At 65.7% G+C, this 10,002-nt stretch carries 11 protein-coding genes and 1 pseudogene; 8 read left to right on the top strand and 4 right to left on the bottom strand.

What is annotated here, in order from left to right:
• Together ACWEKS_RS47925 and ACWEKS_RS47920 are read left to right on the top strand one after the other, a co-directional pair.
• Positions 1-236 (top strand): annotated as a pseudogene (locus tag ACWEKS_RS47925) (preprotein translocase subunit SecY); the annotation flags it as partial.
• A gap of 14 nt (positions 237-250) precedes the next feature.
• Positions 251-1,108, top strand: coding sequence for a LuxR C-terminal-related transcriptional regulator (locus tag ACWEKS_RS47920; protein ID WP_452346358.1), 858 nt, complete (start codon positions 251-253; stop codon positions 1,106-1,108).
• Positions 1,109-1,283: 175 nt separating this feature from the next.
• Here the strand turns inward: ACWEKS_RS47920 and ACWEKS_RS47915 are convergent, their stop codons facing one another.
• Together ACWEKS_RS47915 and ACWEKS_RS47910 are read right to left on the bottom strand one after the other, a co-directional pair.
• The gene (locus ACWEKS_RS47915; protein WP_452346357.1) at positions 1,284-1,481 is read right to left on the bottom strand and encodes a hypothetical protein; all 198 of its coding nucleotides are present in this window, start codon (positions 1,479-1,481) and stop codon (positions 1,284-1,286) included.
• Positions 1,482-1,617: 136 nt separating this feature from the next.
• Positions 1,618-1,929, bottom strand: a complete 312-nt coding sequence (locus ACWEKS_RS47910) for an EthD family reductase (RefSeq protein WP_452346356.1) — start codon at positions 1,927-1,929, stop codon at positions 1,618-1,620.
• A 131-nt stretch (positions 1,930-2,060) separates the two neighbouring features.
• Between ACWEKS_RS47910 and ACWEKS_RS47905 the strand changes: the two genes are divergently transcribed.
• Entirely contained in the window at positions 2,061-2,963 is a 903-nt protein-coding gene (locus ACWEKS_RS47905) for a LysR substrate-binding domain-containing protein (RefSeq protein ID WP_452346355.1), read from the top strand.
• A gap of 569 nt (positions 2,964-3,532) precedes the next feature.
• Here the strand turns inward: ACWEKS_RS47905 and ACWEKS_RS47900 are convergent.
• Positions 3,533-4,399 (bottom strand): aldo/keto reductase family oxidoreductase, encoded by an 867-nt coding sequence (locus ACWEKS_RS47900; protein WP_452346360.1) that lies wholly within the window; start codon positions 4,397-4,399, stop codon positions 3,533-3,535.
• A 136-nt stretch (positions 4,400-4,535) separates the two neighbouring features.
• Here ACWEKS_RS47900 and ACWEKS_RS47895 point away from each other — a divergent pair, with 136 nt between their 5' ends.
• Positions 4,536-4,937, top strand: coding sequence for a winged helix-turn-helix transcriptional regulator (locus ACWEKS_RS47895; protein WP_452346354.1), 402 nt, complete (start codon positions 4,536-4,538; stop codon positions 4,935-4,937).
• A gap of 367 nt (positions 4,938-5,304) precedes the next feature.
• The gene (locus ACWEKS_RS47890) at positions 5,305-6,132 is read left to right on the top strand and encodes a DUF4184 family protein (RefSeq protein WP_452346359.1); all 828 of its coding nucleotides are present in this window, start codon (positions 5,305-5,307) and stop codon (positions 6,130-6,132) included.
• 214 nt (positions 6,133-6,346) lie between these two features.
• Here the strand turns inward: ACWEKS_RS47890 and ACWEKS_RS47885 are convergent, their stop codons facing one another.
• Entirely contained in the window at positions 6,347-6,964 is a 618-nt protein-coding gene (locus ACWEKS_RS47885; RefSeq protein WP_452346353.1) for a TetR/AcrR family transcriptional regulator, read from the bottom strand.
• Between the two features lie 92 nt (positions 6,965-7,056).
• On the opposite strand from ACWEKS_RS47885, the gene ACWEKS_RS47880 reads away from it, so the two are divergent.
• The 3 genes from ACWEKS_RS47880 to ACWEKS_RS47870 all read left to right on the top strand — a co-directional run bounded on the left by ACWEKS_RS47880 (position 7,057) and on the right by ACWEKS_RS47870 (position 9,960).
• Positions 7,057-7,839, top strand: a complete 783-nt coding sequence (locus tag ACWEKS_RS47880) for an SDR family NAD(P)-dependent oxidoreductase (protein ID WP_452346352.1) — start codon at positions 7,057-7,059, stop codon at positions 7,837-7,839.
• A 67-nt stretch (positions 7,840-7,906) separates the two neighbouring features.
• A complete protein-coding gene (locus ACWEKS_RS47875; RefSeq protein ID WP_452346351.1) occupies positions 7,907-8,569 on the top strand; it encodes a hemerythrin domain-containing protein in 663 nt (220 codons plus the stop codon).
• Positions 8,566-9,960 (top strand): MDR family MFS transporter, encoded by a 1,395-nt coding sequence (locus ACWEKS_RS47870; RefSeq protein WP_452346350.1) that lies wholly within the window; start codon positions 8,566-8,568, stop codon positions 9,958-9,960. Before ACWEKS_RS47875 ends, ACWEKS_RS47870 begins: the two co-directional genes overlap by 4 nt.
• The last annotated feature ends 42 nt before the right edge of the window (positions 9,961-10,002 follow it).

Raw genomic sequence — 10,002 nt, 5'->3', positions numbered from 1 at the left:
CGACCGCCGATTACCTGAACTTCGTCCTGAGCCGGATCACCCTGCCCGGCTCGCTCTACCTCGGCGCTGTTGCGGTGCTACCGAACCTGCTGCTGCGCATCGGCCCAGGCAGCCCGGCACAGAACTTCGTGTTCGGCGGTACCTCGGTGCTGATCGTGGTGAGCGTCGGCCTCGACACGATCAAACAGCTCGAGAGCCAGCTGATGAACAAGAACTACACGGGGTTCCTACGCTGAAGCAGACTGTGCACATGACCACGACCACACTGACACGCCCTCTGCTGTTGCGGCTGGTGTCCACGCTCGTGCTCGCGATCAGCGCCACCATGCTGTCGGCAGGCAGCGCGCACGCTGTCACCCCGATCTCCGGTCGCAGCGCCACCGCGGGCATCGACCCGCACGCCGCGGACGTCGACCACGTGGCCGCCGCACGCGACACGACGATATCGGTGCTGCTCGCCAACGATCAGATCGTGTTCCGTTCGGGCCTACGGGCAGTCATCGATACGCAGCCGGACCTGCGATGCGTCGCCGAAGTCGGCGACGGTGCCGCAGCCATCCGGGAGATGCGACGACTGCGACCCGATATCGCCATCCTCGATCTCGACATGCCCGGACTCGGCGACCCGGCCGCCATCGAGACAGTCGCCGAACTCGGAAACACCAGCCGAATTCTCATCCTCGCCACCGAGGACACCGACGAAAACCTCTACCGCGCACTACGTCTCGGAGCCAGCGGCTTCCTCACCAAAACGCTGCCGTGTCAAGACCTCGTCTCCTCCGTCCGCACCGCCGCACACAATGGCGCACTGATCGATCCACGTCTGACCCGCCGCCTGATAACGCGCCTGACTCACGGCATCGAGCCATTCCCCACCGCACCAGAACTCGCTGCACTCACTCCTCGCGAACACCAGGTACTGATCCTGATGGCGAAGGCCTCCACCAACCCCGAGATCGCCCGCGCCCTCGGTATCGGCGAACAGACCGTCAAAACCCACGTGTCCAATATTCTCGCCAAGCTCGGTGTCCGCGACCGCGTACATGCCGTCGTCTACGCCCACACCCGCCGCATCATTCCGGACGGCCAGTACCCGCAGACCACATAGAGCGCTGCTTCAGCTGCGCCGTTCACGGTCGAGCGGCCGACAAACGCACTACTTTGCCGCTGATGGAGCTTGCCGAACCGGCCAGGGTATCGACGCCGCAGGCCTGCTGCCGCCCGCCACCATGTCGCCGTCGATATGCGCACAGCGCGAGCAGAGTGATACGACCCAGTATCACCTATCCCTGTTGTTTTAGCCTGTCCAGGAACAGATCCCGATTATCCGTCGCCAGCTCCACCTGGAGCGCAAAAGATTCCGGCTGCTCGCGATCAAGACGTAGATACAGCTGCAGGGATTCATTGGCCAGGTGCAACGCGTCGGTGAGATCCCCGACATCGGAGATGTAGCCGCCGAATTGATGCAGGGCGCCGGCCAACCACCGTGACATCCGGCCAGGACATCGGCCCCACCTTTGACGCTCAACGAACCGGCAACCGCGAACGGTGTCCCGCCGATAGCCGGACCTGGCCCGCAACGGCCGACCGAACGCGTCCCGGAGCGTGCCGTCCTGCCTAGCCGGTGCCGTCCTGCACCGGATAGTGGATGACGACCACACCGCCGGTGGCGTAGTTGGCGACATCGGCGGCCGCCCGCTGGCCGTGCGTCGACGCCCGCGCCGCGGCCATGGCGGCGGCGTCGGCGAAGTCGGCTTCGAAGACCGCGAAATACGGCGCTTCTCCCGTCGTCGCCGCCACGTCGAAGCTGTAGCGCCACGCAAGCAGGCCGGGCCAATTCATGACCAGTGGAAGGTGTTTGGTCACGTAGTAGTCGCGGAAGTGGTCAGGGTCGGCGGGCTTGGGATAGAGGACCAACAATTTATGCATGACTGCCTCCTGCATCTACCGCGGTCGGTTGAATCGTCATATGCGCAGGTTAGGGCTTGATGTGTGGTCGAGGGAAAGACCGGGGCGCGATAGGCTCAGAACGGATCGTTATCAATCGGCAGGGAGGGCATGTGGCGCCGGATACGGTGAGCCTGCGGTACTTTCTGGTGCTGGCGCAGGAGTTGAACTTCACCCGCGCGGCCGCACGGATCGGGATCGCGCAGCCCGCACTCAGTGCCCGGATGCGCCGATTGGAGGCGGAACTCGGTACGAGCCTGCTGGTTCGTAACACGCGTAGCGTCGTATTGACCACGGCCGGTGCGGCTTTGGCGGAGTCCGCGCCGCCCGCGCTGGCGGCGCTGGACCGGGCATGGGACACCGCCCGGAAGGCGGGGGCCGGTGAACTGGGCACGCTGCGCATCGGATACAGCCTCAGCGCGGGGGCCGAGACGGTACCGGCCCTGGTGGACAGGCTCATTCGCAGCAGCCCGGGACTCGAGGTCGGCGCGGTCCTGATGGCGACACCGGAGATCTCTCCCGCGGTCGCCGACGGCCGCATCGATGCGGGGATCACCCGCGGTGAACAGCCGGGCCGTGGCGTGCGCCGGTTCCTGCTGCGGCGTGAGCGCGTCGGGGTCCAATTGGCGCAGCATCATCCGCTGGCCGAACACCCGGAGATCGAGATCGCCGATGCGGCCGCGTATCCGCTGCGACTGCCCGACCGTACGGCCAACCCCGTGATCCACGATCAGCTGTCCGCACTGTTCCGCGACACCCGGCCAACCCCCCGATTCCACACGCCCGCAGTCTCTTTCGACATGTCTCAGCGCGACCTACGCGACGGGCTCACCCTCGCCCCGGCCGGTGAAGTCGCGGTCACGACACAACCGGCCGGTCTCACCTGGCGACCGCTGCAGGGTGCACCCACCTTGACCATCCACCTGGTCCTCCCGCGCGTGCAGTCACCGCTACACCGCCGCATCCGTACCGTCGCCAAAACCCTGGCACACGAGCTGCACTGGCTGCCGGACTGACGCGCAGCAGGTCACGCAAAGCTGCACATTGAGCCGGGATGCGTACGTGCGGGACTTGCCCTCGTAATCGAACCAATGTGACGCATCGACCACCCCGGGAAGAGCCTGGATGGCAGTTTCGATCACGCGTGACCAGCTGTCACGCTCGGTCTGGTCGGGTCCTCGTGTCGGAAGAACACATCCTGTCAGCAGGACTGCCGCCATCATCAATATGACGGTCGCGGTGGTTAAGCGCATAACGTTTCATTCTGGCGTCCGGAGTGCCAGGCGATGCTAGCGAATTTCGCTTATGACGTTGGTCAGATCATTGCCAGCGACACTGCGAAGGTGGTGGCCGACCGACCCGGCGCGGCCACGGCTGCGGCGATACCACGAACTCGCAACCACCCACCGAGCCGGATTCGTGCTGGCCCGCGTCCCTCGAAACAGTAGGCGCTTACGGGTCGGCTCGGACCGGCAGCGCCGCGGCCGGACGAACGCGCTGACATGCCGAATGGCGGATTCGGCTTTCGGAGTGCGCAACGTCGTTTCGCTTTTGCCTGCCGTGCCGTCGGCTGCGGCGAAGCAGATCAGTGGCCGATCTCGTCCAGTTCGATGAGTTCCTTATCGGAAAGCGACAGCCCCGCGCCGGCCACGTTCTCACGCAGGTGCCTCACCGACGAGGTTCCGGGAATCAGCAGGATATTCGGCGACCGCTGCAGTAGCCACGCCAGAGCGACCGATATCGGTGTCGTGTTCAGCCGGGCTGCCACACTCTCGAGTGCCGCGGACTGCAGTGGGCTGAAGCCACCGAGGGGGAAGAAGGGGACGTAGGCAACACCTTCCACGGCGAGCCGGTCGATCAGTTCGTCGTCATGGCGGTAGGCGAGGTTGTACATGTTCTGCACGCACACGATCGGTGCGATCGCCTGTGCCTCGGCGACTTGTTCGTCTGTTGCGTTGCTGACTCCGAGGTGCCGGATCAGGCCGTCGCGCTGGAGTTCGACGAGGGTCTCGAACGGCTCAGCGAGCGAACCGGGTTGGGGCCCTAGGGCGTTGCCCAGCCGGAGGTTGACCAGGTCGAGCACCTCGACCCCCAGGGTTTCGAGGTTGTCGTGAACGGCGCGGCGCAGATCGTCGGGCTCTCGGGCCGGGGGCCAGCCGCCCTGCTCGTCGCGGGTCGCGCCGACCTTGGTCACGATGTGCAGCGATTCGGGATACGGGTGCAACGCTTCCCGGATCAGCTGGTTGGTGACGCGTGGCCCGTAGGCGTCGGCGGTGTCGATGTGGGTGATGCCCAGGTCCACCGCCTCGCGCAGCACCGCGAGTGCGCCGTCGTGGTCGGCCGGTGGGCCCATGACCCCGGGGCCCGCGAGTTGCATTGCGCCGTAGCCGAATCGGCTGACGGTCAGATCTCCCAGGGGCCAGGTGCCGCCGGGCAGCGCGGTGGACCGCATGCTCACAACTTACTCCTTTCGTATCGAGCCGCAATGGTGCACAACTGCTCGTTGCTTCACTATGGATAGGTAACTTTCCAATGGGAAGTACGCACTTCGAAGTGTGTAAGGCACCCACGGGTCGGAGGAGCGGTCGATGGCAACGAGGACGACTGCCCAGAAGCGGGCGCAGTCCAAGGTGGAGTACGACGCGTTCTTGGCGGCGTGTCCGAGCCGCCAGCTACTGGATCGGATTTCCAACAAATGGGTCACGCTGGTCCTGTGCGCGCTCGGCGGCGGTTCGATGCGTTACTCGGAGCTGGCCCGTCTGCTGACCGGCGTCAGCCAGAAAATGCTTACCCAGACACTGCGCGCCTTGGAGCGAGACGGTCTGATCACCCGCACCGTGACACCGACCGTGCCCGTCACGGTCTCCTACGAACTGACCGACCTCGGCCTCTCACTGCACCAGATGATGCGCGGTGTGAAGAACTGGGCCGAAACACACATGGACGACGTGCTCGACAACCGCGCCACACACGACACCCGCACCGCTTGACCAGCCCCGGATACCCCACCCTTCACCCCCGATGCGGGGCGCCTCGCGCTGAGCGGGTTTCGAATCCCGCCCGCCCCACTCCCGGCGCACGAGCACCAACGACTGACATGCCGCATACCGCGCTGACCGAACCGGCCAGCGCGAGGCGTCGGCGGTGAGATCGGCAGCGGCCCAGAGACATCCGCTACTGCCTGTGGTCTCAGGGGCAGCGCAGCACTGGGTTTGTCCTGGTGACTCATTGAGGCCATACCGAGTTCAGGGTGTTGCATGAGAGTGGGAGCGATCTCGGACGCGCCGATGCACAGGTACGACGGCGTTCGTGGACGCGTCCCCGAAGGGGTTGAAACGACAGTGGATACACTTGGCCGTGCCGCTCACCTTTCCGTCGCATGCGTTGGCAGTGCTCCCGATGAAGATCCGGTGGCCTCGTCATCTGGATGGTGTCGCGTTGGTGGTCGGCTCAGCGGTTCCCGATGCCTCCTATCCGGTGGCAGGGTTCTTTTCGATGCCGGAGACGCATGCACTACCGGCGTTGCTGTGGTGGTGTCTACCCATGGGAATCGTCGCAACGGTGGTGATCCGTTGGGGTGCCGCGCAGATTGCCGCACATCTGCCACGGCTCGGCGCGCTCGATCTGCCCGCCTATGGCGTACTCGGTGCCGTGCGATATCGGTGGTATGTCACGGGATACTCGATTCTGATCGGTGCGTTCACTCATATCTTCTGGGACGGGTTCACCCATGATCCGGCCGGTGGGCACGGCTGGGGAGTAGCCAGATTTCCCGTGCTGTTGCAGCCAGGTCCGCTCGGCAGGCCCTGGTGGTACTTGCTGCAGCAGGCATCGACCCTGGGCGGTGGGGCACTCGCGGTCGGGTTGTTCTACTACATCGGCCGGCGCGGACTGCTGCGAGCCTGGCACGGTGACCCACCGCCCATCCGGCGCGCACCGAGGCGGTTCTGGCTGGCGGCCGGACTGGTCGCCGTGTTGGCCTTGTCGTTTATTCCGCTGATGCCCTTGGCATTTCAGCCGTTCGTGTTGGGAGTCCGGTTGCTCTACGTAGGGGCGTTGTCGTTGCTGGCAGGCGCAGCGTCGATGCGCCTGGCAGGTCGTGAATCCCACAACGACGCCCCCGCCGGCGCCGGCGAACCAGACCTCGGCGTTCACGGTGTCGAAGACGACATGCCGAGGCGCTGAGACCTCGGGACTCGCCGATGCCGATCACCGGCATGATGTCATGCCGCTTCCCGCGCTGACCAAGTTGGCCGGCTCGGGCTACGGAAGATCAACGGGCAGGGCGCGTTACGGCCTGGAGACGCCATGATCGCTGGAGAACACCGGCAGTGCGGGACCTTCGACCCTCCCTGTCGAGCTCGGGTGGCTGATCTTCAGCCCGAGCGGGCGAACATTCCTAGGTGCTTGCTCCCAGCACGGTGGCCGCCATCCCGGTGATCACCGGGATGGCGTCGAACAGGTCGCCGTCGGGTCCGACCATGGTGTCGAACGTCTCGAAGCTGGTGAGGGCCAGCAGGATACGCACCTGCCGATCGGTGTCTCCCTCGGATAGGTTCCCGTCGGCGTCGGCGAAGGGAGCCGCCAATACCGCCAAGCCTTCGCGGCGCCGCTCGTCGCGGGCGCTGATAACCGTGTGGACGTCGGCGTCGAGTGCGGCCAGCGCGCGCAGCCGCCGCATGGCGGGGCGGTCGGCCTGCCAGAAGCGCGCGAAGCAGGCGATGAATTCGGCGAGCGCCGCGAGTGGTTCGGGGTTGGTGAATGCCTTGACCAGTTCGGACAGGCCGCCGGCCACGCCGAGATCGTCGCAGACCGCTTCCAGCAGCCCGGTTTTCGACCCGAACTGGTAGTAGACCGTGGCACGGGCCACGTTCGCACGCTTGGCTACCGCATCCAGCGTGAATCCGGTGTAGCTGTCGGCCTCACCCAGTACAGCCCTGGCGGCGTCGAGAACCTGCCGGCGACTCTGCTCGATCTGCGCGCTGCGCTTCCCCAGGTTGTATTGGCGTGGGCTCATGGCCTTGACAGTACCTTGCGGGTCTAATTTATTCATACAGACAGTCTAACTAAATTTCCCCGGACACCCGCGATGACGAAAAGGACAGTGGCGTGACTACTCCGGACCTTGCAGTGATGGCCGACCACCCGGATCTGGCGGGCAAGACCGCCGTCGTGACCGGCGGCTCCCGCGGAATCGGCGCGGCCACCGCCATCGCATTGGCTCGCAACGGTGTTGCGGTGACCGTGGTGGGCCGCGACCACGCCGCGCTGGACGGCGTCGCGACCGCGATCACCGCCGCAGGCGGCCGGGCCTTGACGGCCGTCGCCGATTGCACCTCGAAATCCGACCTGGACCGGGTACGCGCCCTGGTCCTGGACCAATTCGGTGAAGTCGACATCGTGATCGCCTTCGCCGGCGGCTATGGCCAACCGGTGCCGTCGATCGACGAGACCGCCGAACACTGGCGTCACGTGGTGGATTCCGATCTCACGGCTACCTTTCTGACCATCTCGGCGTTCCTGCCGGACCTGATCGCTCGCCGCGGCGCCGTCGTCACCATGGCGTCATCGTCGGCCCGACAGGCCACCCCGGCTTCGGCCGCCTACGCGGCAGCCAAAGCGGGAGTGGTGTCGATGAGTCGTCATCTGGCCAAAGAGCTTGCACCCCAAGGGGTTCGCGTCAACTGCGTGTCGCCCGCCACGATCGAGCACGAGCGGATGCGGCGCTTCATGTCCGACGAACAACGGCAGCACCTGCTGCGAGGCTTCCCGCTGGGACGGCTGGGTACCCCCGACGACGTCGCCTCCGCGGCGCTGTTCCTCGCCTCCGCCGCGTCCTCGTGGATCACCGGCGTCACGCTCGACATCGCGGGCGGCTCGGTCATGCCGTGAGTGCTTGCCCCTGATCTGAATATGCAGTACGCCCAGGAACTTTCAACGAGAACGGCTGAAAGCGACCATGAACAACCACAGACCGACCACGACCATCGACTTCTTCGGAATGTATCTGGCACACGACGCCTGCATGCGCGACCTGATACGCCTCACGGCCGCCGTTGCCGAGGGCCGCCTCACCGAGCCGTCCGTGCGGATCGGGTGGGAGACGTTCCGACGCCAGCTCGACCGGCATCACAGCACCGAGGATGCCGCCCTGTGGCCGCTGGTGCGCGCCGCGGTCACGGATCCGGCAGACCTGGCAATCCTCGACGATATGGAGGCCGAACACGAGGGCATCGAGGAATTGCTGGCCAGAGTGGAATCCGGAATAGCCACCGCCGGCGGCGGGCTGCGGTTACGGTCCGACGTGGACGCCCTGGCCGCGGCGCTCGATACGCACTTCACTCACGAGGAACAGCTGGCGCTGCCGCTCATCGACCGCACCGTCGGCGGGCCCGGATGGGCCGCGTTCGGCGCGGAGATGCGCAAACGCAACGGACTTCGCGCCTTGACCGAGTACCTGCCGTGGGCACTCGACGACGCGCCCGCCGACGCACAGACCAAGATGCTCGATTTCCTGCCCTCCCCGATTCGCGTCCTCCACCACTACGTGCTGAAGCCCCGCTACGCCCGTGCGCGTCGCGGCTGGCAGCAGCCGGGTGATGGTGGGGCGCAAGGTAAATGACACAGGCTTCAACGACATCGACCGAGTTCGACCCGGCCCTGCGCAAGCTCGTGATCGTTGTGGTCCTCGGCGCGATCATGACGATCCTGGACACCACGATCACCAGTGTGGCCGTGAACACCCTTGGCGCTCAGTTCCATACGTCGCTCACGGCGATTCAATGGGTGCTGACCGGATACACCCTGGCGCTGTCGGGCAGCATCCCGCTGTCGGGATGGGTGATCGTCCGGTTCGGCCCGAAGACGATGTGGATCGTCTCGCTGCTGCTGTTCATCACCGGATCGGTGCTGTGCGGAATGGCCTGGAACATCACCGCGCTCATCATGTTCCGGCTGCTGCAAGGCTTCGGCGCCGGTATGATCCTGCCGATCGGGCAGACGATGCTCGCCCGGGCCGCCGGACCCGCCCGGATGGGGCGCGTCATGAGCGCGGTCGCGGTGCCCGCGATGCTCGCCCCGGTGCTCGGCCCGACGGTCGGCGGTCTGATCCTCGGCCACCTGTCGTGGCGGTGGATGTTCTACATCAACGTTCCCTTGTGTGCGATCGCGGTCATCGCCGCGATCCGGCTACTGCCGACCGACCCGGTCCGCGACCACGACGCCAGGCTCGACCTCCTCGGATTGACGCTGCTGTCACCCGGTTTGGGCGCGCTGGTGTACGGCACCGCGCAGGCGGGCAGCGGAACGAGCCTGATCGATATCCGTGTCGTGGCCGGCGTGCTGACCGGAGTCGTTCTGCTCGGCTGCTATGTCCTGCACGCGCTCCGCAGAGGCGACGCGGCGCTGGTCGACGTCCGGTTACTGCGGGATCGGAACTTCGCCGCGGTCAACGCGATGGTGTTCGTCTACATCGGGACCCTGTCCGGCCTGACCGCGCTACTGCCGCTGTATTTCCAGACCGTCGACGACAACAGCCCACTCCGCTCCGGAGCGATGGTCGCACCCCTCGGACTGGGTGCGATCGTGACCACGCTGATCACCGGCAAGCTCACCGACAAACACTCCCCGCGACTGCTGATCCTCGCCGGACTTCCCGTGGTCCTGTCCGGCATCTTCGGCCTGACCCACCTCGCGCCCGGCACCAGCGACATCCTGGTCGTGGCAGCAGTGTTCGTGATCGGCCTCGGGCACGGCATGATCATGCCCGCCGCGATGGGTGCCAGCTACCAGACCCTACGACACTCCCAAATCCCCTCGGCCACAACCGCTACCAATGTCGGCATTCGTGCGGGCAGTTCGTTCGGTGTCGCGGCGCTGCTGGTGCTGATTCAACGCAACATCGAACATCGGGCCCCCGATGTCGACGCGTTCACCAGAACGGTCCGAACCGAGGAATTAATACTGCAACTGCACTCAGGTGATTGGGTGGCCGCGCCGTCGGTAGTGCGATGACCGGGCTTGATGCTGGCGGCGTCGTCGCCAGCGTGACCATGC

This window comes from Nocardia sp. NPDC004711 (genome assembly GCF_053601595.1).
This window is presented reverse-complemented; position numbering and strand designations above follow the sequence as displayed.

Excerpts from the sequence above, each read along its gene's own strand:
- ACWEKS_RS47920 (WP_452346358.1), top strand. The coding sequence starts at position 251 with ATGACCACGACCACACTGACACGCCCTCTGCTGTTGCGGCTGGTGTCC.
- ACWEKS_RS47910 (WP_452346356.1), bottom strand. The coding sequence starts at position 1,929 with ATGCATAAATTGTTGGTCCTCTATCCCAAGCCCGCCGACCCTGACCAC.
- ACWEKS_RS47900 (WP_452346360.1), bottom strand. The coding sequence starts at position 4,399 with ATGCGGTCCACCGCGCTGCCCGGCGGCACCTGGCCCCTGGGAGATCTG.
- ACWEKS_RS47895 (WP_452346354.1), top strand. The coding sequence starts at position 4,536 with ATGGCAACGAGGACGACTGCCCAGAAGCGGGCGCAGTCCAAGGTGGAG.
- ACWEKS_RS47885 (WP_452346353.1), bottom strand. The coding sequence starts at position 6,964 with ATGAGCCCACGCCAATACAACCTGGGGAAGCGCAGCGCGCAGATCGAG.
- ACWEKS_RS47875 (WP_452346351.1), top strand. The coding sequence starts at position 7,907 with ATGAACAACCACAGACCGACCACGACCATCGACTTCTTCGGAATGTAT.
- ACWEKS_RS47870 (WP_452346350.1), top strand. The coding sequence starts at position 8,566 with ATGACACAGGCTTCAACGACATCGACCGAGTTCGACCCGGCCCTGCGC.